Origin of the sequence: Daejeonella sp. (genome assembly GCF_044342615.1) — a bacterium.
In the GTDB taxonomy this organism is placed as follows: Bacteria; Bacteroidota; Bacteroidia; order Sphingobacteriales; family Sphingobacteriaceae; genus Daejeonella.
Genome location: NZ_JBIIPN010000007.1, coordinates 1 through 22,233 on the forward strand (window position 1 = coordinate 1; position 22,233 = coordinate 22,233).

A 22,233-nucleotide genomic window follows, 5' to 3' on the forward strand; every position below is an offset into this window, starting at 1 on the left:
TCCGAATTTGTTTCCTTCACCTTCAAACATGATTAAAGGTAATTGGGTGTAAGTTTTAAAGTTTTTTAGCTCAACGGAGGCAATTCTACCACCTTTGGGACTAATTTTTAATTTTATAGACTCATTTTCAAGAATAATTGGCTCATCGCTACCAGATTGGGCAGCTCCAAAAGGACCAGATTTGATAAGGGTTGAATCTACTGGAGGTAAAACAGTAGTTTTTGCTGTATCCTTAACAATAACTGGATTTTTGTCTTTGTTAACTCTAGCTATTGAATCCTGACTTTGTTTTGCTTTTTCTCTTTTAATGTCTTCCTCCGAAGGTTGCATTAAAAAGGTTGAGCCTACTAATATGATTAAAATCAAAAAGAGACCCGTAAATGTATTTCTATCCATTCCGTTTAAAAATCTGTTTTGTTAAATGTTACTTCTTTTTCGAATAAATAATAGAAGCGGCGACAAAGTTAACAAAAAGTGGGTGAGGATTATCAACTGTTGACTTTAATTCGGGATGAAATTGACCTCCAATAAAAAATGGATGGTTTTTAAGCTCAACAATCTCAACCAAATTATTTTCAGGGTTAATCCCAGAAGCAATCATTCCAGCTTGTTCAAATTGCTCTAAATACTTGTTATTGAACTCATAACGATGGCGATGACGTTCCGTAATTCTAGATTTACCATAGATTGCCGCAGCCTTGCTTCCTTTTTTAAGATCACATGTATATGAACCAAGACGCATGGTACCACCCTTGTTTTTTATTTTTTTCTGATCCTCCATCATGGAGATCACCGGATTTTTAGCGTTTTCATCAATCTCGCTGCTTTGTGCATCTTTAATTCCGATCACATTACGAGCAAATTCAACCACAGCACATTGCATACCTAAACAGATACCGAAAAATGGAATTTCATGCTCTCTAACGTATTTAATAGCTTCAATTTTACCTTCAATACCTCTGCTACCAAAGCCTGGAGCAACAAGAACACCATCTAAGCCTTTTAGTTTGTCGGCAACATTGTCAGCTGTGATACTTTCAGATTGTATGCTTTTAATTCTGACCTTGCATTCGTTTTTAGCACCTGCATGAATGAACGACTCAGTAATAGATTTATACGCATCTGGTAATTCTACATATTTTCCTACTAAACCAATAGTTACTTCATGTAAAGGATTCTTCAATCGTCCTAAAAAGTCCTTCCATTTACCCAAATCAGGCTCGTTTTTTTGAGGAAGTTTAAATTTACTTAAAACGGTTTTATCTAATTGTTCCTTTAACATCAATAATGGAACATCATAAATGGTTGAAGCGTCTATTGATTCGATAACTGCATTTAAGTTAACATTACAGAAAAGAGCGATTTTTTTACGTAATTCTTGAGGAATGTGATGTTCGGTACGGCAGACTAAAATATCTGGTTGGATACCATATTCCAATAACATCTTTACAGAGTGCTGTGTAGGTTTTGTCTTTAATTCTCCAGCCGCAGCAAGGAAAGGAACAAGCGTTAAGTGGATTACCAAAGAATTGCCAGAACCTAATTCCCAACGTAATTGACGAACAGCTTCTATAAATGGTAAAGATTCAATATCTCCAACTGTGCCACCTAATTCGGTGATTACAATGTCAAAATCGCCTGTCTCACCCAAGATTTTCATATTACGCTTAATCTCATCGGTAATATGTGGGACAACCTGAACGGTTTTGCCTAAATAAGCGCCTTCACGCTCTTTATTGATTACATTTTGATAAATACGACCAGTGGTGATATTGTTTGCTTGTGAGGTAGGTACATTCAGAAAGCGCTCATAATGACCAAGATCTAGATCTGTTTCGGCACCATCTTCAGTAACATAACATTCGCCATGCTCATAAGGATTTAAAGTTCCTGGATCAATATTAATATATGGATCAAACTTTTGAATGGTAACTCGATATCCTCTTGATTGCAGAAGTTTTGCAAGAGAAGCGGAAATAATACCCTTTCCTAACGACGAAGTAACGCCGCCCGTAACAAAAATGTATTTAGTCATTATATCTGTATGATTTCTAAGAGTTTTTATTGAAATAATAGATGAAAGCTATTAAAGACAATAAAAAACATCATCTGTACGGGATTCAAAACTAAGAAAAAAATCTAAAATGATTTTAATTGTTGAGAAATAAAATTGTGTTAATAAATCGGCCAATTTTAATTTTACAAATAATTAGGAAAAGCTGAATAATAGTTTAGGATATAGCTTGATAATTTCTTTTTAAAAGCCTATTTCGGTTCTCAAAATCACCAATGTCCTTTGTTTTGACTACCTTTGTTTATTATTTAAACATTATTTCAACAAATTGACATTTAGCGATTTTAACTTTGATCCTCAATTACTTGAGGGTTTACAGAGTATGGGTTTTGTTAAACCTACTCCAATTCAAGCTCAGGCTATTCCTTTAATACTTCAACATACTGATTTAATTGCCTGTGCTCAAACTGGTACTGGTAAAACGGCATCTTATTTATTGCCGGTATTACAACATATCAGTGTTTCTGATAAAAAACATACCCAAGCTCTTATTTTAGCTCCTACACGTGAGTTAGCTCAACAGATTGATCAGCAAGTAGAGGGTTTGGCCTATTTTGCTGGAATTAGCTCTATAGCTGTTTACGGTGGAGGTGATGGTATTATTTATGAACAACAACGCCGTGCCATGATGGAAGGGGTTGATATTGTGATTGCCACTCCCGGACGTTTGATAGCGCATTTGGCTTCGGGCGCTATAAAACTAGATCATCTTAAATACTTGGTTCTAGATGAAGCTGATCGAATGCTTGATATGGGCTTTTATGAGGACATTTTGAGAATTATAAGTTCTTTACCTAAAGAACGTCAGACTTTGCTTTTTTCGGCAACTATGCCTCCAAAGATTCGAACATTGGCTAATACCATTCTTAAAGATCCTCAACAAATAAATATTGCCATTTCACAGCCTGCAGTTGGAATCTCACAGCAGGTTTACATGGTTCATGATCATCAAAAGGTGAAGTTGATTTGCTCTTTGCTTAAAGCTGGTGATTATAAAAGTATCCTGATTTTCTGTTCCCGTAAGGAAACGGTTAAGGATTTAAATCGCACTCTCAAAAGAGAAGGTATTAAGTCGGAAGCTTTTCATTCTGATTTAGAACAAGAGCAGCGCGAGACCGTTTTGCGAGCTTTTAAGAGTCGCGTTTTACCCGTAATTATTGGAACCGATGTTTTGAGTAGGGGTATAGATGTTGAAGGTATTAGCCTCGTAATTAATTTCGATGTTCCACCTGACCCGGAAGATTATATCCACCGAATTGGTAGAACCGCAAGGGCGGAAACAACTGGTACTGCTATCACTTTTGTGAACGAAAAAGATCAACGTCGATTCTCATTTATTGAAAATTTGATTTCTAAAGAAATCCCTAGAATGACACTTCCTGAAGAGCTTGGCGAAGGACCTGTTTACAGTCCCACAACTAAAAGGCCATCTTCTAACGGTAACAATAGGAACAAAAAGAAGAAGGTATGGGTTAAACGAAAAGATTAGTTAAACTTTGTAAGTATTTGATTTATAATAATTTACAAATAATATTTAATCTATAGTTAAATGACGATTTTAGAGAATAATTTATTAAAAGTTCAAATAAATTTTAAAGGCGCTGAGTTAGGTTCTATACTAAATAAGGTTAATGGTATCGAGCAATTATGGCAAGGCGACCCATCATTTTGGTCTTTTCAATCACCTAATTTATTTCCTATTGTTGGATCATGCATTGATAATGAGCTATTAATTAATGGGATAAAATATCCAACAAAGCGACATGGTTTTGCACGTCATTCCTTGTTTGAATTAGTGCATCAAAATCCGACAGAAGCTAAATTCCGTTTAAGCTATAACGAATCAACACTAGAAGTCTTTCCCTATAAATTTGCGTTTGACGTTATTTATAAACTTGAAGACTCAAAACTTAAGATTTGTTATGAAGTTCAAAATTTAGACAATCAGATTATCTATTTTTCATTGGGTGCTCATCCTGCATTTAATATTTCTTTTCAACAGAGTGAGCAAATATCTGATTACTACATACAGTTTGATAATGATGATATTTTAGATAAACATCTTTTAAGTGGAGATGGATTTTTTACTGGTGAAACCGAATCTGTTTCCCTGATTTCAAAAAAGCTTTTTTTAAGCCCAAATTTATTTAGTCGTGATGCCTTAGTTTTTAAAGAATTAAAATCTAGGTTAGTCCGACTGAAAAGCCATAAATCAAATCACCAAATTAGCGTTTCATTCCCTGATTTTACTTCATTAGGTATATGGGCCCCAATGGGTGCTCCCTTTGTTTGCATTGAACCTTGGTTGGGATATGCTGATTCGGTGGGAGAACAAAAGGAATTTAGCTTGAAAGAGGGGGTGATAAGTTTGGAAGAGTCGTGTAAATTTCGAGCTGAATTTACTATTGAGATTCATTGATTTATTTCATACGGACAAGAAACTGATCCATTTCATCCTCAAAAATCAATTCAATTTGCCATTCAAATTTTTGAGCGATTTGTTCTAGGGTATTAAAATCAACATAAAGCCATTTAAACCAATTCCCTTTAACCTTTTGATATTCATATTGATAAGATATTTCACCGTAATATTTTTTTGATATAAAATCATCGGCTTTGTATAGATAGGCAATATCTGAAGAATCGAAAATAACTTGTCCGCCAGGCTGAATAAGCTTTTTCAAATGTTCCAAAAAGCGCTCCAAGCCTTCCATATCCCCACAGAGTCCGATGCCATTCATCATCATAATGATTGTATCAAATTGCTCTCCTTCAAATTGGAAAATATCCTTGTTTACGACTTTCTTAACACCTCTTTTTTGCATGATGTCGCAGGCCACTTCCGATATTTCAATGGCCGTTACATCAATGCCTTTATTTTGCAAAATTAGTGCATGGCTTCCCACACCAGCACCAATATCAAGCGTTTTGCCTTTGCAAAGGTCGATTGCGATGCTTTCTAGCTCAGAAATTTCAAATTTATTGCGGTAGAAAATATCAACAGGCATATCCTCCGGACTCCCATAGCTGTTGTGGAGCCATAATTTACCCTTTTGGCGACCTAAATAATGATCTTTTAAAACTTTGCCGAAAACATCCATTTTGATGATAAAAAATTGATTGGATTTTCTCAAAAATACTGCTTATGATGGAATTTTTATTTTTTAATAATTTCGTGATAATAAATTCTTGTTTAATTTAAGAAATTAAATGAGCTTTACTAATATTATTAGTACATTGTGACTCGTTTTTAATATCAAATAACATTCAGCATGTCAACAGAAGTAAAATGCCCCGCATGTCATCATTCATTCCCACTAGAGGAGGCTATCGGTAAAGAATATGAACAGGAATTGCGTGATAAAATGATCGCTTGGCAGAAAAAGAAGGATGAAGAATTCCAAAAGAAAGAGGAAGATTTTAAACTTCAGCAGCAGAATCTTGCCTTAAAATTAGAGCAGCAATTTGCACAAGAGCGTCTTCAATTAGAGGAAGGGGTAAGAAAAACAATTGCTACAGATTTTGAAAATAAGCTAACTTTTTTAGAAAATACAAATAAGGAAAATCAGGAAAAATTGCGTTTGGCTAGTCAAAAGGAGCTTGATTTTATCAAAAAAGAGCAAGAACTGAAAACCAGGGCCGAAGAGATGGAGCTTGAGGTTCAACGTAAAATGCAGTCCGAACGCGAGCAGATTGTAGAGCAGATTAAAAAGCAGGAGATTGAAAAAAATCTATTGAAAGAAACTGAACATCAATTAAAAGTTAGAGAACTTGAAAAACAATTAGATGATCAAAAAAAATTAGCCGACGAAATGCGTCGTAAGGCCGAACAAGGTTCTATGCAATTGCAGGGCGAGGTTCAGGAGCTTATTTTAGAAGAATTATTGCAAAGTACTTTCCCTTTTGATTTGATTGGTGAGGTTGGAAAGGGTGTTCGTGGAGCTGATTGTATTCAAACGGTTCGAAATCAATTTGGACAAGATTGCGGAAAAATTATTTATGAATCTAAGCGTACCAAAGATTTTTCCAATGAATGGATCGATAAACTGAAAAAGGATATGCGCGGGGCAGGAGTAGATGTGGCGGTAATTGTAACACAAACTTATCCTAAAGGTATGACCTGTTTTGGTGAGAGGGATGGAGTTTGGATTTGCTCATTTGAGGAGGTTAAGGCTGTTGCTTTTGTGTTAAGAGATGGAATTATCCGATTATCAAATGCGACTAAATCTCAAGAAAATAGGGGTGATAAAATGCACATGCTCTATGATTATTTAACTGGAACCGAGTTCTCTGAACAATGGAAAGCTATTCGTGAGGGTTATATGAGTATGCGTTTATCCATTCATAAAGAGCGTGATGCCATGGAGCGTATGTGGAAAATGCGCGAAAAGCAGTTGGATAAAGTGCTTTTGAATGCCTCAAGTATCAAAGGTTCAATTGAAGGAATTGCTGGCGCAGATACTATTTCTTTGAGCTTGTCGGATGATGAGGATGAGCCATTCTTATTGGAATAGTCCAGTAGTTTGTATTTTTGAGCTTTTAATCCTTTATTGAATCCTATTCCATTTTTGAAAGGGTCTATGACTGTATTTTCCCTCAATACTCGTTTCAAATGAGTACTTTTGCATTTTATTAAAAAAATCTATTTAAATGCAGCTTTTAGAAAAACTAAAACTAAGTAAACCTCTTGTTAGATCTATGACGGATGCAGGATACTTGGGCCCCAAAGACATTCAACAGAAAACAATGTCGCGTATTTTGGGAGCACAAGATGTAATTGCAATTGCTCCTGAAGGGTCTGGTAAGACTACCACTTATGTTCTTGCGACTCTAATGCGCCTTAAATACGGTTTTGAAGAGGCTCCAAGAGCTTTAGTGCTGGTTCCTGACAAAGATCATGTTTTAGCGGTGATTGAGCGCTACGACCTTCTAAATAAGAATCAGACCATTCGCATAGTAGGTTTATATCCTGAAGCTGGCATGGAATCTCAAATGAATGCCTTGGCAGATGGTGCCGATATTGTAGTTGCTACTCCCGATCGTGCTCGTGCTATTTATTTGAAACTCGGACTAAATCTCAATAAAATAATGATGTTTATTGTTGATGATGCCGCAGAGATTGTTAAAAGAGGGATGCAACTCCCTGTTGCTGAACTTGCAAGAAGCATTGTCAGATGTCAGCATTTAGTCTTTACAGATGTTTTTCATGATAAACTGAACCTTTTAACTAGTCAGTTTATGAATAATGAAACCACCTTTGAAATTGATAATCTAGGTGAACAGAAATTAGCAACTATCGAACAAATTCTATATAAAGTTCCAGATTTTAAAACTAAAGTCAATCTTTTAAATCTTTTATTAAAGGATAAAGAGGTATTTAACAAGGTGATAGTATTTGTAAATACGCGTTTAACAGCCGAGAAGATCTTTAAAAGTTTATTTAAATACCTAGACAAAGAATTAGCAATTTATAAACCGCTATTTTTTGATCATCCGGGTTTCGATAGTATGGATGATTTTAAAGAATCTGACGATACCAGAATATTGCTTGTTGCTGATGATTTGAGAGAATCTATTGATCTTCAGGGAATTCCATTTATATTTCATTTAGAAATGCCTTTGGAGATGGAAACGTTTATTGGTAGAATAGTGAAAAATACAGACACTGAAGGTGATGATGCGCTTGCAATTAGTTTTGCTACAGATTTAGAGCTTTCAATGGTTAAAAAAATTGAACAAGCAATCGGACTCCCAATTCCCATTGTTGAATTGCCAGAAGATTTAGTTATTGAAAAAAATATTGAAAAGAATAAAGCAAAGAAAATTGCCAAAAATGACGCACCTGAGACTGAAATAGGCTCCGCCTTCCATGAAAAAAAGGCGAGTAATATCAAGGATTATAATTATACGTCACGTGAAAAGGCTAAAATGAAATTCAAAAATCGATAATCATTAAAAATTGAAGCTATGAAACATAGAATTTTATGCTTTTTGATATTATTTGCCATAAGTTTTTCAGTAGAATCGGCTCCTAAGCCTAAAAAAATTCTTGTTTTTTACAAAACTGCGGCTTATAAACATCTTTCAATCCCTGCAGGTATCACTGCGATTTCTAAATTAGGGCAGGAGCATAATTTTTTAGTCGATACAAGCTCAAATTCGACTGTTTTTGATCTACAAAATCTTAAAAACTATCACGCTATAGTCTTTTTAAGCACATCTGGTGACATGCTAAATAATGAGCAACAATCTCAATTTGAGCAATATATTCGTTCTGGTGGCGGTTTTGTAGGTATTCATGGGGCATCGGCTGGTGAATATGACTGGCCTTGGTATGGGAAATTAGTGGGAGCTGTTTTCGATGGTCACCCTGTACAGCAAAATGCTATTTTTAAAGTTATTGATAAAAAACATCCTTCTACACGCCATTTTCCTTCCGAATGGAATATGAAAGAGGAACTTTATAATTTTAAGAATATTAACCCTAATATTAATGTCTTGCTAACTGTTGATGAATCGAGCTATCAAGGTGGTACCAATGGAGCTTTTCATCCAATGGCATGGTATCATAAATTTGAAGGCGGACGCTCATATTATACAGCTCTAGGCCATGCAGATGATAAGTATACAAATCCATTATTCTTGAAGCATATACTTGAGGGAATCCGTTATGCAATGGCTAAGTAATTTTATTTAATTTTTAACTTTTTAAGAGAAATTAAATCTTTATTTGTGCCTGATTATCAAAGGTTAATCTGCATTTAATTAAATCCAAATGAATAAGCGTAAAATTGCAATTGCTATAACTGGTGCCAGTGGGTCTATTTATGCCAAGGTATTATTAGACAAATTAAGTACTTTGAATGATCAAATAGCTGATTTAGCAATAGTTATGTCTGATAATGCTAAGGATGTTTGGAAGCATGAATTAGGCAATAGCTCTTTTAATGATTACGGGTTCCGTTTTTATGATAAGCGTGATTTTACCGCTCCATTTGCCTCAGGTTCAGCTGGTTATGATACATTAATTGTTTGCCCATGCTCTATGGGTACGCTAGGCCGCATTGCAGGAGGTATTTCTGATGAATTAATCAGTCGCGCTGCCGATGTAGTCCTTAAAGAAAGAAGAAAATTGATTTTGGTAGTTAGAGAAAGTCCTTATAATTTGATTCATATCAATAATATGAAGACCCTTACCGAAGCAGGCGGAATTATTTGTCCCGCAACTCCATCTTTTTACAGCCTTCCAAAAACCATTGAAGAAGTGGCCGCAACGGTAGTAAATCGGGTAATTGATTTAGCAGGATTTAATCATGATTCTTATCGTTGGGGAGAGCAATAATTCATTGATTATCAACTGCCTATGGTCTATTTCTACCATATCAAGCACATTTCGTATATTTGCATATTATCATGAGTAAAAAAGTTGCATTTTATACACTTGGCTGCAAGCTAAATTTTTCGGAAACTTCAGCTATTGGTCGGCAGTTTAATGAGGCTGGCTTTGAAACGGTATCCTTTACCGATAAGGCAGATGTTTATCTCATTAATACCTGCTCTGTTACAGATCATGCCGATAAAAAGTGCCGTAAAGTTGTGAAAGAGGCTCTAAAACACTCTCCAAATGCATATATCGCCATCGTTGGATGTTATGCCCAGCTTAAACCTAAAGAAATTTCTGAAATTCCTGGGGTTGATGTGGTGCTTGGAGCTGCTGAGAAATTCATGATCACTGAATACATTACTGATTTAACCAAAAAGGAGAAAACTCAAATTTTTAATCAGGATATATCTGAAGCAAAAAGCTTTATTTCATCTTATTCATTCGGAGAAAGAACCAGAACATTTTTAAAGGTTCAAGACGGATGTGATTATACTTGTTCTTTCTGTACCATTCCCTTGGCTAGAGGAGCGAGCAGAAGTGATACCATAGGGCACGTAATTGAGCAAGCCAATGAAATTGCTCAATCTGGCGTTAAGGAAATTGTGCTCACAGGGGTCAATTTAGGAGATTTTGGCATCAGAGATGGTGTTCGTGAGGATAAATTCTTCGATTTAATTCAAGCTTTAGATCAGGTTCAAGGTATCGACCGAATACGTATTTCCTCTATTGAGCCGAATTTGCTCTCCAATGAGATTATTGAATTTGTATCTCAATCAAATAAGTTTGTTCCGCATTTCCATATTCCCCTTCAATCGGGTTGCAACAAGATTTTGGGCTTAATGCGCAGACGTTATAAGCGCGAACTATATGCCGAAAGGGTAGCAGAAATAAAACAACTCATGCCTAATTGTTGCATTGGTGTTGATGTGATTGTTGGCTTTCCAGGTGAAACAAAAGAAGATTTCTTGGAGACCTATAATTTTCTGAATGAGCTAGAAGTTTCCTATTTGCACGTTTTTACCTATTCTGAACGTGAAAACACCTTGGCTGCAGAAATGAAAGATTCAGTTCCAGGTTCTTTACGTGCAGATCGTAGTAAAATGCTCCATATTTTATCAGAGAAAAAACGTCGTGCTTTTTATGAAACTCAAGTTGGAATCTCGACCGAAGTCCTTTTTGAAGCGGATCAAAAAAATGGTTTCATGCATGGATTTAGTCGTAATTACGTAAAAGTAAAGGCTCCTTATGATCCATTATTAATCAATGAGATTAAAACGGTTAAGCTTGAAAATATTGCTTCTGATGGAGATATGGAGATTTCTGAACCTTCCGAAATATTTGTACACTAAAAGCAATAATTAATAATCGTAATTCTAATCATAATTTATAGATTAGCTTAACATTCTAAATAATCCAATTTTTTAAGATATATGTTCCCAACCATTACACACCTGATTGAATATTTAACAGGATTACATATTCCACTTCCCATTCAAACTTTTGGTTTTTTTGTTGCACTAGCATTTGGTGCAGGCTATTGGGCTCTTTCACAAGAGTTTAAGAGAAAAGAGAAATTAGGTCTCGTAAAAGCTTTTACAAGAGATGTAAAAGTTGGTGAACCAGCGTCAATGCAAGATCTTGCTATAAATGGTGTTTTTGGTTTTTTCGTTGGTTATAAATTGCTTGATGGTTTATTGAATTATACCGCTTTTGTGGCTAACCCTCAGGACTTTATACTTTCTACAAGGGGTAGTTTTTTAGGTGGACTAATCTTTGCCACTTTATTTATTTATTGGGCTTATGCCGAGAATAAAAAGGAGAAACTAAGTCAGCCGAAAATTGTAAAAGAAACCGTGCACCCGTATCAGATAATGGGTACCTTATTAATGTGGGCTGCTATTTGGGGATTTTTAGGAGCAAAACTCTTTCATAATTTCGAGTATTGGGATGATTTTGTGAAGGATCCTATTGGCGGACTCTTATCTTTCAGTGGATTAACCTTTTATGGTGGTTTAATCATGGGTGGGGCTGCAGTTCTATATCATGCCAATAAATATGGAGTGAAATGGATTCACATGCTCGATATTGGTGCACCTGGAATGATGTTAGCGTATGCTGTGGGTCGTATTGGCTGTCAGCTTTCAGGCGACGGCGATTGGGGAATTGTTAATCTTGCTGCAAAACCGAATTGGCTGAGCTGGGCTCCAGATTGGGTTTGGGCTTTTAAATACCCTCATAATGTGGTAAATGAAGGTGTTCCGATTCCCGGTTGTGTGGGTAATTTTTGTAATGAATTACCTTTGCCTGTATTTCCAACTCCTTTCTATGAAGTTTTAATGGGATTAGCCATTTTCGCTTTCCTTTGGAGCATTCGCAATAAAATTAAAACTCCCGGTTTAATGTGGTCTATTTATTTGATATTCAACGGAATAGAACGATTTTTAATTGAATCTATTCGCGTAAATTCTAAATATCATGCTTTAGGATTAAGTTTTACTCAAGCAGAGCTAATTTCTACCATACTTATTCTTTTGGGTATCATTGGGATATTTTGGTCGCTTAAAAATGGTAAAAAATACCAAGCAGCCTAATAGATGAACCTTCAAAATCTTTGTCAGGGAGTAATTTCTTTAAGCCTTGAAGTTGGATCTTTTATTCGTGAAGAAGCCAAAGTATTTGATCAAAATGCGGTTGAATACAAAGGATTACACGATATGGTATCCTATGTAGATAAAACTGCTGAAGAAAAGCTTGTCGCGGGACTCTCAACCTTATTGCCAGAAGCAGGCTTTGTAACAGAAGAGAAAACAAGTTCAAAACAAGGACTTAACTATAATTGGATTATTGATCCACTCGATGGTACCACCAATTTCATTCATGGGATACCTACTTTTTCCATTAGCATAGCCTTACAATGTGATGAAGAGCTTGTTTTAGGAGTAGTTTATGAAATAAACCGTGATGAATGTTTTTCGGCATGGAAGGATGGGGGAGCTTTTTTAAATGGGAAGCCAATTTCAGTATCTAAGGCACCGTTAATTGAGAATACACTATTGGCAACAGGTTTTCCATTTTATGAATTCGCAGATTTAGAACCTTATCTCAATGTATTACGAGTACTCATGCAAAAATGCCACGGAATCCGTAGAATAGGCTCTGCAGCTATTGATTTGGCCTATGTAGCTAGTGGAAGGTTTGATGGCTATTTTGAATATAACCTTAACTCTTATGATGTAGCAGCCGGAATAGTCTTGGTTAAAGAAGCTGGGGGCCACGTATTTGATTTCAAAGGTGGCAATCAATGCATTCCTAATAGACAGGTTATTGCTACGAATGGATTGATATCGGAGGAGCTTTTACTTGTAATTAAGCAATTTTTTCATTAAATTACATTAACGTTTATTAAAATAAGATTATGAATATAGTTAAAAAGTTGCTTCTAGCATTTCTCGCAATATTTGTCCTTATTCAATTTTTCAGACCTGAAAAAAATCAATCTGCTCAAGCAAGTTCAAATGATATTTTTGCAAGTTTTCCAGCATCTGAAAGTACAAAGCTAATTGTTCAAACAGCATGTTATGATTGTCATTCAAACAATACTGTTTATCCTTGGTACTCTGAAATACAGCCAGTTGCTTGGTGGCTTGCAGATCATGTTAATGAAGGTAAATCGGAATTGAACTTTTCTGAATTTTTGACTTATAAGCCTAAAAAGGCAGATCATAAATTGGAGGAGGTAATAGAAATGATTCAGCAAGGGGAGATGCCACTGAAATCATATACTCTGATTCATAGTAATGCAAAACTATCAGAAGCTCAAAAAATAGAGATTATTAATTGGGCTCAATCAATTAGAAATGAGCTAAAACCAACTATAAAATAAAATCATAAAAAAAGCCCCGATTTTTCGGGGCTTTCAATTTTATATTCTTTCTTACAATGCTTCCGAAACCACTTCAGTAACCTCAGGAACCATTCTTTTTAATAGATTCTCAATTCCAGATTTCAATGTGATAGTTGATGAAGGACAGCCGCTGCATGAACCTCTTAATTCAACAGTAACAATTCCTTCTTTAAATGAACGGTAGCTAATTGCACCGCCATCTTGCTCTACTGCGGGACGAACATAATCATGCAATATTTGTTGGATTTTAATTTCAGTCTCTGTCCCCTCAAAGCTTGCTAATTCTTCTTCTTTATCAATGATTTTATATTCAGATTCAACAGCACCCTTCACAAATTCTTTCAAAATAGGTTCTATATCGTCCCAATTTGCACTTTCAGATTTTGTGATAGTAACAAAATTACTAGCGAAGAAGACACCAGTAACGAAATTGAACTTGAATAACTCTTTCGCAAATGGCGATTTTTCCGCACTCTCCTTTGTTGCAAAGTCAATGCTATTATTGGCTAAAAGTTTGTTAACTAAGAACTTACGTGTTGCCGGATTCGGGGTGATTTCTGTATATACGTTTGTTGTTGAAGCTGCAGTACTCATAATTTTATTTTATATACAAAATTAACAATTTTTAAGTCGAGAAGTAGATTTCAAGCATTTATGACACATGAATGACTGCCTAAATTCCAGTATAATTTGAAGGGGTGATTGCTTTCAATTCTTTTTTTACTTTATCCGAAACATTTAATCTGTCTACAAATTCAGCTATAGTATTTTGATTAATTTGCTGATTTGTACGTGTTAAATCCTTTAATGCTTCATATGGATTTGGATAGCCCTCTCTTCTTAATATCGTTTGAATCGCCTCCGCAACCACTGGCCAATTTGCTTCTAGGTCGGATGCAATAGCACTTTCATTTAATAAAAGCTTATTAAATCCTCTTAATGTTGATTTTAAGGCAATGAGTGTATGTGCAACAGGCACGCCAATATTTCTTAAAACAGTAGAGTCGGTAAGGTCGCGTTGAAGTCGCGAAATTGGTAATTTAGCAGCTAAATGTTCAAATAATGCATTCGCAAGACCTAAATTTCCCTCTGAATTTTCAAAATCTATCGGATTTACTTTATGTGGCATGGCCGATGATCCAACTTCTCCAGCCTTTATTTTCTGCTTGAAATAATTCATGGAGATGTATGCCCACATATCCCGATTAAGGTCAATTAAAATGGTGTTTATGCGCTTTAATGCATCACAATGAGCTGCAAAATTATCGTAATGCTCTATTTGAGTAGTAAACTGCGAGCGATTTAATCCTAAACGATTATTCACAAAATTGTTTGCGAAATCTACCCAGTTTATCTCTGGATATGCCACATGATGCGCATTGAAATTTCCTGTTGCACCACCAAATTTAGCGGAGAAAGGAATAGTTTGTAATTGAGCAATTTGAACTTCAAGGCGTTCAACAAATACGTTTAATTCCTTGCCTAATAATGTTGGTGATGCTGGTTGCCCATGTGTATGTGCCAACATGGGGATATTAGTCCATTCGCTTATGCGTTCTTTTAAATGACTTAATAATTCTTGAATTTGTGGTAAATATGTTTGTTGTACCGCTAGTTTAAACGAATGTGGTATAGCTGTATTATTGATGTCTTGTGAGGTTAATCCAAAATGAATAAATTCTTTAAACTCATCTAAACCTAGCTTTGAAAATTCATCCTTTATAAAATATTCAACTGCTTTTACATCGTGATTGGTTGTTTTTTCAATTTCCTTAATGGCCTCTGCATCAGCATCATTAAATTGAATGTAAACAGCTCTTAAAGCATCAAAATGTTTATTATCAAAATGTTTAAGTTGAGGTAATGGTAGTTCACAGAGTGAAATGAAATATTCTATCTCCACATAAACCCTGAATTTTATTAATGCCGCTTCAGAAAAGTAGGACGATAAATCTTTAGTTGAATTGTGATAGCGACCATCAATAGGAGAGATAGCAGTTAATGCAGATAATTTCATGTTTCCGTTTTTTGCGAAGTTACGATTTTTGAATTATATCTGCGTGATTCTCTTTTTGTCATTTCATTGTATTTTTCATCTATTTCACGTTTTCAAGAACAAAAACATTCGAGGAAACTTTTGAGTTCTAAAAAGTTTCCATAGTTTTGCGCTCTCAAATAAAATATCAATTGGACGTAAAAGAGTATATAATAGTTGAATCTGATAAGCTTTTTTGCCAGTATGGTTTTAAAAGTGTAACGATGGATGATATTGCCAAGCATTTGGGGATGTCAAAAAAAACTATCTACTCTCATTTCGCTGATAAAAATGAGTTAGTGAATATTGTGATCGAGCAGAGGCTGAATTCCAATAAAGAACTCATTAATGAGACTATAAATATTTCCCAAAATGCTGTCCATGAGATATTTATAGCCCTAACTAATATGAAAGTGCAATTATCGGGCATTAACCCCTCATTGTTTTATGATCTCCAAAAATACCATCCTCAAGCTTGGTTATTTTTTAAAAATTTTCGTGAGAAATATTTATACACCACCATTCATGATAATTTAAAAAGGGGTATTGTTGAGGGTTATTTTAGGAAAGATATAAAGGCAGATATTTTAACTCAAATGCGTTTAGAGCAAATGGATTTGATTTTTAGCAATTCAACATCCTACACCAATGGGAAATATGGGATAGCACATGTGATGGCCGAGCTAACAGAGCACTTTTTATATGGAATATGTACTCTTAGAGGCCATAAATTAATAAATAAATACAAAGAAATAATTGAAGAAGAATAAAAACATGAATTATAAACACATAAGCTTAATCGTTTGCTTTTTTTCTGTGCTTACTGTTGAGGCACAACAATCAGATACGACCATCAGCTTTAGCTTGAAAGAAGCTATTGATTATGCTCAATCGCATCAGGTTTCTGTCTTAAACGCCAGTATTGATGAGGAAATTGCAAAAAACACTGTCAAGAAGACTATCGGAATTGGTTTACCTCAAGTGAATGGTAATGTCAATTTTCAAGATTTCCTGAAAGTACCTACTAGTTTATTGCCTGGCGAGTTTTTTGATAAACCTGGTACTCAAGTCCCGGTCAGATTTGGTGTTCAATATCAATCATCAATCGGAATAGAGGTAAGTCAGCTATTATTTGATGGTTCTTATCTTGTCGGATTGCAAGCATCCAAAACTTTTAAAGAACTCTCCAATAAAAGCCTAAAACGTACTCGCATTGAAACGGCAGTTGCAGTTACCAAAGCATATTATTCTGTTTTAGTGAGCAATGAACAGCTTAGTCTCTTAGATGCTAATATCTCTCGATTAAAGAAGTCCTTAAATGATACTCAGGCTCTTTTTGCCAATGGTTTTGTTGAAAAAATTGATGTTGATCGATTAAAAGTATTAAATAACAACCTTGAAACTGAGCGAGAAAATGTTATCCGCTTATTGGAATTGAATGTTAACCTCTTGAAATTTCAAATGGGAATGAATATTCATTCGAAATTAAAACTGAAAGATTCTATTGCAAGCTTACAAGTTGAAGAATCAATTAATTTGAATGATACCACTTCTTATCAAAATCGAATTGAATATTCATTACTTCAAACGCAGAAAAAAGTCAATGAATTGGATGTGAAACGATATAAAAGCTTGTTTTTGCCGTCCCTAGTAGCTTTTGGAAGCTCTTTGCAAAGTCTACAATCTCAAAATTTTAGTGCTCTATTTGATAGAAGTTTCCCAACCACTGTGGTAGGTCTGCGTTTATCAATACCTATTTTATCTGGTGGTATAAAAAACTATCAAGTAAAAAATGCAAAGCTTGAGTTACTTAAAACAGAGAATAATTTAATAAACCTTAAAAATGGTATAAACCTAGAGGTGGAGCAGGCTCAAACGGTGTACAGAAATGGTTTAAAGTCTCTGGAGAATCAAAAGCGCAACATGGAATTGGCGCAAGAAGTTTTAAGAGTAAGCAAAATTAAATATGAGCAGGGGGTGGGTTCAAGTATTGAAGTTACATCTGCTGAAACATCTTTAAAGGAGTCTCAAAATAATTATATCAATGCACTTTATGATCTATTGATAAATAAAGTAAATGTGGATAGGGCTTTAGGTAAAATCGTTTATTAAATCCAATTCAATTTGCTTGTCTTCATAAAACGATGAGCATTAACATCAAAAAATAAAATTAAAACATACATGAAAAAATTACTATTTATTGCTGTAGTCTTCTTTTTGGCCTCTTGTGGAGAGAAACCAACAGATAAAAAATCTGAGCTTGAAGCCTTAAAAAAGGAGCGTGCCGAGCTTAATGCTAAAATAGAAAAACTTGAAAGTGAAGTTGGTATTGTTGCAGCTGCCAGCGATATTAAGGATGTAAACTTATTAGAATTAGCAGAAGGTTCTTTTGAGAATTACTTAGAAGTTCAAGGTAAAATAGATGCAGAAGAGAATGTACAAGTAAATCCGGAAGCTCCAGGTGTGGTGACTGCCATTTATGCTAGTATTGGTCAGAATGTGTCTAAGGGACAGGTTTTAGCTCAAATTGATGATCAAGTGTTACGTCAGAATATATCTGAGCTGCAAAATCAATTAGAGCTTGCAACTACACTTTTTGAGCGTCAAAAGAACCTTTGGAATCAGAAAATTGGTACTGAAGTCCAGTATTTAAGTGCTAAAACTCAAAAAGAAGCCGCTGAACGTCGTATTGCAACTGTGAAGTCGCAAATGTCAATGTATAAAATTAAGTCGCCAATCTCTGGAACTATCGACGCTATGGATCTTAAGGTTGGTCAGGCTGTAATGCCAGGCCTTTCTGGTATTCGTGTAGTAAATGCCAATAAATTGACGGCTAAGGCTCAAATCGCAGAATCTTATGCTAGCAGAGTAAATCAAGGGGATAAAGTTCAGGTGATTTTGCCAGATGTTCCAGATACCGTTGCTACAAAAATTTCTTTCGCATCAAAAACGATTGATGCAGTATCGAGAAGTTTTAATGTGGAAATAAAACTCCCTTCTAATAAAAATTATCGCCCCAACATGCTTGCAGTGCTTAAAATTATCGATTATCAAAATTCTAAAGCCTTAGTTATTCCTGTAAATGCCATTCAAAAGGCAGAAAATGGGGATTATGTATTTATCTCTGATAATGGTAAAGCTAAGCGTGTGGATATTAAAACAGGCAAAATTTCTGAAGGTCGCGCCGAGATAGTATCGGGTCTTAAAGTTGGTGATCAAGTAATTATTGCTGGAATGCAGGGATTAAGTCCCGGAGATTCTGTAAAGTCCAATTAATCAAGGGTATACATTATAATATAAGATGAAAGACAATTTCAAAGAATTTAAACCCGCCAGCTGGGCAATTGAAAACAGAACAGCCATTTATGTGCTTACTGTTATTATTTCTGTCATAGGATATTTTTCTTATGTGGCTTTACCTAAAGAAAATTTCCCAGAGGTTATTATTCCTAAAATATTTGTGCAGACTGTTTATCCTGGGACTTCTCCAGCAAATATGGAGAATTTGGTTACTAAGCAGCTTGAAAAGCAATTAAAATCAGCCTCAGGATTAAAAAAAATCACTTCCAATTCCTATCAGGATTTTTCGATAATTACTGCCGAGTTTAATACCAATGTAGATATCAAGGATGCTAAACAGCGTGTAAAAGATGCTGTAGATAAGGCAAGGCAAGATCTTCCTAATGATTTGCCAAATGATCCAAATGTTCAGGATATTAATCTGTCGGATTTGCCGATTATTTACCTTAATATTTCAGGGGATTACGACTTAAAAAGCCTTAAGAAATATGCGGAAGAGATCCAAGATCAAGTTGAAAGCCTGAAAGAAATATCTGGTGTCGATATTGTTGGTGCATTGGAACAAGAAGTTCAAATAAATGCCGATTTAAATAAAATGGCAGCTGCTAAAGTCTCTTTTGGAGATATTGAACGTGCAATTGGTTATGAAAACCTAACTATTTCGGGCGGTACAATTAAAATGGATGGTGTTCGTAGAACCTTAAACGTAAAAAAGGAATTTGCTAGCGCCGATGAAATTGCCAATTTGATTATCAAAACTCCTACAGGATCATCCATTTATTTAAGAGATCTAGCAGAGGTTAAAGATTCTTTCAAAGAGCAGGAAAGTTATGCTCGTTTATATGGGAAAAATGTAATCACGCTCAATGTTAAGAAAAGAAGTGGGGAAAACTTAATTGATGCATCCGACAAGATCAATGCATTAGTAGCAGAGATGAAGGTTGGTCAATTACCTAAAAATTTAAATATTACCGTTACAGGTGATCAATCTAATAAAACTAGAGTTACTCTTCATGATTTGATCAACACTATTATTATTGGATTTATCCTAGTAACGGTCATATTGATGTTCTTCATGGGAATTACAAATGCTCTTTTTGTCGCATTATCAGTCCCATTATCTATGTTTATTGCCTTTATGGCTATGCCAGCATTAGGTTCTATGCTGGGCTTTAATTTCACAATGAACATGATGGTATTGTTTTCCTTCTTACTGGGATTAGGTATTGTTGTGGATGATGCGATTGTAGTTATTGAAAATACACACCGGATTTTTGATAATGGTAAAGTGCCCATTAAAAAGGCAGCTAAAATGGCTGCTGCTGAAGTATTTTTGCCCGTTCTTTCAGGTACATTAACAACTCTAGCGCCTTTTGTGCCTTTACTTTTCTGGCCAGGTGTTATTGGTGAGTTTATGTTTTTCTTACCTATGACCCTAATTATCACCCTTTTAGCTTCATTGTTAGTGGCTTACATCATTAATCCGGTCTTTGCCGTTGACTTTATGAAGCCCGAAAATTTTGATAAGGAAAAGCCAAGCTTTGATAAATCTGTAAAGCGTAACCTTTTTATTTTTGCAGGTATTGCTATTTTGTCTTATCTAATCAACTTCGGATTAGGAAATTTGATTGTTTTTGTCGCTTTATTGTATCTTTTTAATCATTTCTATTTAAGTAATACAATTAAAAATTTCCAAACTAATGTTTGGCCTCGGGTACAAACTAAGTATGCTAGTTTACTTAGAAAAGCACTTAATTGGCCTCGTGCAATATTGTTGGGTACACTGGGACTGTTTCTTCTTACTTTCCTTTTGATTGCTCTTGTGCCGCCTAAAATTGTGTTCTTCCCCAAAGGCGACCCTAATTTTGTGTATGTATATGTTCAGCTGCCAGTTGGTACCGACCAAGCTTATACAAATGAGGTCCTTAAAAAAGTGGAAGCAGATGTAACTAAAGTGGTTGGCAGAGATAATAAGGATGTAACCTCGATTATATCAAACGTGACTATTGGAGTAACCGATCCACAAAGTGAGGATCAAGGTCAATATCCAAACATGGGTAAGGTAACGGTTGCTTTTGCTGAATTTGGGAAACGTACCGGCCCAAGTACATCTCTGTATCTTGATAAGATTAGAGAGGCTGTTAAAGGCATTCCTGGAGCCGAAATTACGGTTGCTCAAGAGCAGGCCGGTCCGCCAACAGCTAAACCAATTAGTATCGAAATTACAGGTAATAACCTAGATTCATTGGTTAAAGTCTCAGAACATTTAAAACAATACCTTCAAGCCAAACAAATTGCAGGTGTTGAGGAATTGAAATCTGATTTCCAAAATAATAAGCCTGAAATTATTTTTGATATCGATAGGGAGCGCGCTAACCGTGAAGGAATTTCAACGGGACAAATTGGTATGGACCTTCGTACCGCCATTTTTGGTAAGGAAGTGTCTAAATTCCGTGATGCTAATGAAGATTATGAAATAAATCTTCGCGCTAATGAAGATCAAAAAAACAATCTCGACGCGCTTCGTAACATGAAAGTTACATATAGGGATATGGGTATGGGTGGCATTATTCGTCAGGTACCTTTATCATCTTTTGCATCAATTGATTATGTAAATACCTATGGTGGAATTAAGCGTAAGCAAGAAAAGAGAATTATTATTCTCTCATCTAATGTTCTTAGCGATTATAACCCAAATGAAGTTGTAGCTGCTATTGAGACTGAAATTGCTCAGTTTAAGTCGCCTGCTGGTGTTGAAGTAAAAATGGCAGGGGAGCAGGAAGAGCAGCAAGAGACGATGTTATTCTTAGGTACAGCTTTGATGATTTCTTTGGGCCTAATTTTGATTATTTTAGTAACTCAGTTTAATTCAATTACAAAGCCACTTATTATTTTAAGTGAGATATTCTTGAGTATAATCGGTGTTTTATTGGGTGTTACCATTTTTAGGATGGAAATGTCAATTGTGATGTCCGGGGTAGGAATTGTAGCACTTGCAGGAATTGTAGTGAGGAACGGAATCCTACTTGTTGAATTTACAGATCTACTTATCGAGCAAGGTATGGACGTGAAGGAAGCGATTATTGAGGCTGGTAGGACAAGGATGACACCAGTATTGTTAACCGCTACGGCAACTATGTTAGGATTAATTCCACTTGCAGTGGGCTTAAATATGGATTTTGTGACTTTGTTTAGTGAATTTGATGCTAATTTGTATTTTGGAGGAGATAATGTGGCATTCTGGGGTCCATTATCATGGACAATGATATTTGGATTAAGCTTTGCTACATTCTTAACACTAATTTTAGTGCCATGTATGTTACTAATTGGAGATTCTAATTCGAAAAGAATTAAGGGCTGGTTTCGTTCGGGAACTACTAGTAAATAAACAATAATATTAGGTAGGGACAAATGTGTTTGAATAAACGCGTTTGTTCTTAATTTTAAGAACCTGGCTTCGAGAACCTGGCTTTGAGAACCTCAGCCACCGGAGGCGGGGTATAGGCACAAAAAAAAGCCATTCAGAATATCTAAAT

Annotated in this window: 18 protein-coding genes and 1 pseudogene; 14 read left to right on the forward strand and 5 right to left on the reverse strand. The window is 35.4% G+C overall.

The features are described from left to right. Positions 1 to 396, reverse strand: a pseudogene (locus ACIQ0D_RS01150) (membrane protein insertase YidC); the annotation flags it as partial. Positions 397 to 424: 28 nt separating this feature from the next. Next, positions 425 to 2,035, reverse strand: coding sequence for a CTP synthase (locus tag ACIQ0D_RS01155; protein ID WP_395802285.1), 1,611 nt, complete (start codon positions 2,033 to 2,035; stop codon positions 425 to 427). A 307-nt stretch (positions 2,036 to 2,342) separates the two neighbouring features. Between ACIQ0D_RS01155 and ACIQ0D_RS01160 the strand changes: the two genes are divergently transcribed. Together ACIQ0D_RS01160 and ACIQ0D_RS01165 are read left to right on the forward strand one after the other, a co-directional pair. Then, positions 2,343 to 3,563 carry a DEAD/DEAH box helicase gene (locus ACIQ0D_RS01160; RefSeq protein ID WP_395802287.1) on the forward strand — a complete coding sequence of 407 codons (1,221 nt, stop codon included), beginning with the start codon at positions 2,343 to 2,345 and terminating at the stop codon, positions 3,561 to 3,563. A 60-nt stretch (positions 3,564 to 3,623) separates the two neighbouring features. Next, positions 3,624 to 4,493 carry an aldose 1-epimerase family protein gene (locus ACIQ0D_RS01165; RefSeq protein ID WP_395802289.1) on the forward strand — a complete coding sequence of 290 codons (870 nt, stop codon included), beginning with the start codon at positions 3,624 to 3,626 and terminating at the stop codon, positions 4,491 to 4,493. A gap of 1 nt (position 4,494) precedes the next feature. Here the strand turns inward: ACIQ0D_RS01165 and ACIQ0D_RS01170 are convergent, their stop codons facing one another. Beyond that, positions 4,495 to 5,175 carry a class I SAM-dependent methyltransferase gene (locus tag ACIQ0D_RS01170; RefSeq protein ID WP_395802291.1) on the reverse strand — a complete coding sequence of 227 codons (681 nt, stop codon included), beginning with the start codon at positions 5,173 to 5,175 and terminating at the stop codon, positions 4,495 to 4,497. A gap of 171 nt (positions 5,176 to 5,346) precedes the next feature. Here ACIQ0D_RS01170 and ACIQ0D_RS01175 point away from each other — a divergent pair, with 171 nt between their 5' ends. From ACIQ0D_RS01175 to ACIQ0D_RS01210, 8 genes are all read left to right on the forward strand, one after another. Further along, positions 5,347 to 6,588, forward strand: coding sequence for a DUF2130 domain-containing protein (locus ACIQ0D_RS01175; protein WP_395802293.1), 1,242 nt, complete (start codon positions 5,347 to 5,349; stop codon positions 6,586 to 6,588). Positions 6,589 to 6,724: 136 nt separating this feature from the next. Next, positions 6,725 to 8,023 carry a DEAD/DEAH box helicase gene (locus tag ACIQ0D_RS01180; protein ID WP_395802295.1) on the forward strand — a complete coding sequence of 433 codons (1,299 nt, stop codon included), beginning with the start codon at positions 6,725 to 6,727 and terminating at the stop codon, positions 8,021 to 8,023. An 18-nt stretch (positions 8,024 to 8,041) separates the two neighbouring features. Continuing rightward, positions 8,042 to 8,761 carry a ThuA domain-containing protein gene (locus tag ACIQ0D_RS01185; protein ID WP_395802297.1) on the forward strand — a complete coding sequence of 240 codons (720 nt, stop codon included), beginning with the start codon at positions 8,042 to 8,044 and terminating at the stop codon, positions 8,759 to 8,761. A gap of 88 nt (positions 8,762 to 8,849) precedes the next feature. Next, positions 8,850 to 9,416: a UbiX family flavin prenyltransferase gene (locus ACIQ0D_RS01190; protein ID WP_395802299.1), complete on the forward strand. Its 567-nt coding sequence runs from the start codon at positions 8,850 to 8,852 to the stop codon at positions 9,414 to 9,416. 71 nt (positions 9,417 to 9,487) lie between these two features. Then, positions 9,488 to 10,807: a tRNA (N(6)-L-threonylcarbamoyladenosine(37)-C(2))-methylthiotransferase MtaB gene (gene mtaB / locus ACIQ0D_RS01195; RefSeq protein WP_395802301.1), complete on the forward strand. Its 1,320-nt coding sequence runs from the start codon at positions 9,488 to 9,490 to the stop codon at positions 10,805 to 10,807. Positions 10,808 to 10,888: 81 nt separating this feature from the next. Further along, complete coding sequence (locus ACIQ0D_RS01200) at positions 10,889 to 12,049, forward strand: prolipoprotein diacylglyceryl transferase (RefSeq protein ID WP_395802303.1); 1,161 nt, start codon at positions 10,889 to 10,891, stop codon at positions 12,047 to 12,049. Between the two features lie 3 nt (positions 12,050 to 12,052). Next, a complete protein-coding gene (locus ACIQ0D_RS01205; protein ID WP_395802305.1) occupies positions 12,053 to 12,844 on the forward strand; it encodes an inositol monophosphatase family protein in 792 nt (263 codons plus the stop codon). A 29-nt stretch (positions 12,845 to 12,873) separates the two neighbouring features. Continuing rightward, positions 12,874 to 13,341: a heme-binding domain-containing protein gene (locus tag ACIQ0D_RS01210; protein WP_395802307.1), complete on the forward strand. Its 468-nt coding sequence runs from the start codon at positions 12,874 to 12,876 to the stop codon at positions 13,339 to 13,341. Positions 13,342 to 13,392: 51 nt separating this feature from the next. On the opposite strand, the gene ACIQ0D_RS01215 is transcribed toward ACIQ0D_RS01210, so the two are convergent. Both ACIQ0D_RS01215 and purB read right to left on the reverse strand, forming a co-directional pair. Beyond that, a complete protein-coding gene (locus tag ACIQ0D_RS01215; protein WP_395802309.1) occupies positions 13,393 to 13,956 on the reverse strand; it encodes a NifU family protein in 564 nt (187 codons plus the stop codon). Positions 13,957 to 14,035: 79 nt separating this feature from the next. Next, positions 14,036 to 15,379 (reverse strand): adenylosuccinate lyase, encoded by a 1,344-nt coding sequence (gene purB / locus ACIQ0D_RS01220; protein ID WP_395802311.1) that lies wholly within the window; start codon positions 15,377 to 15,379, stop codon positions 14,036 to 14,038. A gap of 170 nt (positions 15,380 to 15,549) precedes the next feature. Between purB and ACIQ0D_RS01225 the strand changes: the two genes are divergently transcribed. The 4 genes from ACIQ0D_RS01225 to ACIQ0D_RS01240 all read left to right on the forward strand — a co-directional run bounded on the left by ACIQ0D_RS01225 (position 15,550) and on the right by ACIQ0D_RS01240 (position 22,085). Next, entirely contained in the window at positions 15,550 to 16,167 is a 618-nt protein-coding gene (locus tag ACIQ0D_RS01225; RefSeq protein WP_395802313.1) for a TetR/AcrR family transcriptional regulator, read from the forward strand. 4 nt (positions 16,168 to 16,171) lie between these two features. Continuing rightward, positions 16,172 to 17,509: a TolC family protein gene (locus ACIQ0D_RS01230; RefSeq protein ID WP_395802315.1), complete on the forward strand. Its 1,338-nt coding sequence runs from the start codon at positions 16,172 to 16,174 to the stop codon at positions 17,507 to 17,509. Positions 17,510 to 17,578: 69 nt separating this feature from the next. Next, complete coding sequence (locus tag ACIQ0D_RS01235) at positions 17,579 to 18,673, forward strand: efflux RND transporter periplasmic adaptor subunit (RefSeq protein ID WP_395802317.1); 1,095 nt, start codon at positions 17,579 to 17,581, stop codon at positions 18,671 to 18,673. Between the two features lie 25 nt (positions 18,674 to 18,698). After that, a complete protein-coding gene (locus ACIQ0D_RS01240; protein WP_395802319.1) occupies positions 18,699 to 22,085 on the forward strand; it encodes an efflux RND transporter permease subunit in 3,387 nt (1,128 codons plus the stop codon). The last annotated feature ends 148 nt before the right edge of the window (positions 22,086 to 22,233 follow it).

Bases quoted from the DNA above. Each gene is read 5' to 3' on its own strand.
- ACIQ0D_RS01240 (WP_395802319.1), top strand. From the start codon at position 18,699: ATGAAAGACAATTTCAAAGAATTTAAACCCGCCAGCTGGGCAATTGAA.
- ACIQ0D_RS01235 (WP_395802317.1), top strand. From the start codon at position 17,579: ATGAAAAAATTACTATTTATTGCTGTAGTCTTCTTTTTGGCCTCTTGT.
- ACIQ0D_RS01165 (WP_395802289.1), top strand. From the start codon at position 3,624: ATGACGATTTTAGAGAATAATTTATTAAAAGTTCAAATAAATTTTAAA.
- ACIQ0D_RS01155 (WP_395802285.1), bottom strand. From the start codon at position 2,035: ATGACTAAATACATTTTTGTTACGGGCGGCGTTACTTCGTCGTTAGGA.
- ACIQ0D_RS01190 (WP_395802299.1), top strand. From the start codon at position 8,850: ATGAATAAGCGTAAAATTGCAATTGCTATAACTGGTGCCAGTGGGTCT.
- ACIQ0D_RS01200 (WP_395802303.1), top strand. From the start codon at position 10,889: ATGTTCCCAACCATTACACACCTGATTGAATATTTAACAGGATTACAT.
- mtaB (WP_395802301.1), top strand. From the start codon at position 9,488: ATGAGTAAAAAAGTTGCATTTTATACACTTGGCTGCAAGCTAAATTTT.
- ACIQ0D_RS01180 (WP_395802295.1), top strand. From the start codon at position 6,725: ATGCAGCTTTTAGAAAAACTAAAACTAAGTAAACCTCTTGTTAGATCT.
- ACIQ0D_RS01230 (WP_395802315.1), top strand. From the start codon at position 16,172: ATGAATTATAAACACATAAGCTTAATCGTTTGCTTTTTTTCTGTGCTT.
- ACIQ0D_RS01185 (WP_395802297.1), top strand. From the start codon at position 8,042: ATGAAACATAGAATTTTATGCTTTTTGATATTATTTGCCATAAGTTTT.
- purB (WP_395802311.1), bottom strand. From the start codon at position 15,379: ATGAAATTATCTGCATTAACTGCTATCTCTCCTATTGATGGTCGCTAT.
- ACIQ0D_RS01210 (WP_395802307.1), top strand. From the start codon at position 12,874: ATGAATATAGTTAAAAAGTTGCTTCTAGCATTTCTCGCAATATTTGTC.
- ACIQ0D_RS01175 (WP_395802293.1), top strand. From the start codon at position 5,347: ATGTCAACAGAAGTAAAATGCCCCGCATGTCATCATTCATTCCCACTA.
- ACIQ0D_RS01205 (WP_395802305.1), top strand. From the start codon at position 12,053: ATGAACCTTCAAAATCTTTGTCAGGGAGTAATTTCTTTAAGCCTTGAA.
- ACIQ0D_RS01170 (WP_395802291.1), bottom strand. From the start codon at position 5,175: ATGGATGTTTTCGGCAAAGTTTTAAAAGATCATTATTTAGGTCGCCAA.
- ACIQ0D_RS01215 (WP_395802309.1), bottom strand. From the start codon at position 13,956: ATGAGTACTGCAGCTTCAACAACAAACGTATATACAGAAATCACCCCG.